The sequence below is a fragment of the Endozoicomonas sp. SESOKO4 genome (assembly GCF_024606275.1).
Genome location: NZ_JAHHPS010000474.1, coordinates 1 through 1,168 on the forward strand (window position 1 = coordinate 1; position 1,168 = coordinate 1,168).

Consider the following 1,168-nt stretch of genomic DNA (forward strand, 5'->3'; position numbering starts at 1 on the left):
TTGGCAACATTGTTAATGTCGACTCTGTTTCTGAAAATATCCATGCTGCTCCCAATCAAGTTCAATCTTTTTTGAATGAGAATAAGCCGAGCATAAACTTACATTCGGCCTATCTGGTTTTCGGTTATTTGTTAATTCAGAAATTGTCAGAAGCTATAGATGGCACTGAGAGACATCGAATGCGCTTTAGGTTTGTTTTCTACGTCAGTCCCATAGTCATAATCAATGTCATCGAACTGGCTATATCGGTATTCAGCCCTGAGCGACAGAGGGAGACCGGCTTCATTTTTAAATTCTACACCGAACCCACCATGCCAGCCGGTAACAGTATCATCCCCTTTATCCCCGTCAGAGGTTTTGGCTTCTGACTTTAAATTACTCATTCCGAAACGACCATAGACGTTTACAGTCTCACTGTAAGCGTGGCCTATAATCAGGCTTGCACCATATTCACCTTTAAACTGGATCTCTTCTTCAAAGGAGCTCAACTTGTATTCGGCCTTGGTTCTGTGATGGTTATATTCAGCCTCCAGTCCCACATACATGGCACGTTCAACAGGGAAGTTATAACCGACAAAAGCACCATAGATACTTCCCTGATTACCAAAAGAATCAATTTTCAGTGATCCGTACTCCATCTCACTGCTGACTGATTCATACCCGGCTTTACCGCCAATGTAGAAACCCTCTTCAGATGCAAGCGCAGAACCTGCAAAGGTAAGAGCTAAAGCTACCATGGTTATTCTCATAATTACCTTCCTCAGTGTTGTGGATTAAACACCGCCATAAGTATGTGCTATCTGAATCTCGGTGCGGTTTTTTTTACATTACAACACAGCATTGAATAAACCAATAAACCAACCTCAAGGAAGAACATGATCATTAGTTATATTCAGGGAAGTACGTAAAAGTATTGAATCTATCCGTCGAACCTGGAGTTTCGATTTCATTTGATCGTCTATTCCCTGTCAAATACATACCAAGACGGTTAAAGCTACAAGTTTCAGGAACAGGAGTTATGATCATTTCTGGTGTTTGAGGACATAAAAAGGTGGCGTGCCCTAATCAATAGCATTCCTGCAAGCTTGCAACTGACAATAAGAGATACGGAACGAACAAGTTGTAGGAAAGTGAGCGTTCAACATCTTTGGCCGATGGGGCTTTGCGT

General features: G+C 41.9%; 1 protein-coding gene. It reads right to left on the reverse strand.

Annotated elements, in window-relative coordinates; translation table 11 throughout:
* Window positions 1-146 precede the first annotated feature (146 nt).
* The gene (locus KDK16_RS09035) at window positions 147-749 is read right to left on the reverse strand and encodes an outer membrane protein (RefSeq protein WP_257275698.1); all 603 of its coding nucleotides are present in this window, start codon (window positions 747-749) and stop codon (window positions 147-149) included.
* Window positions 750-1,168 lie beyond the last annotated feature (419 nt).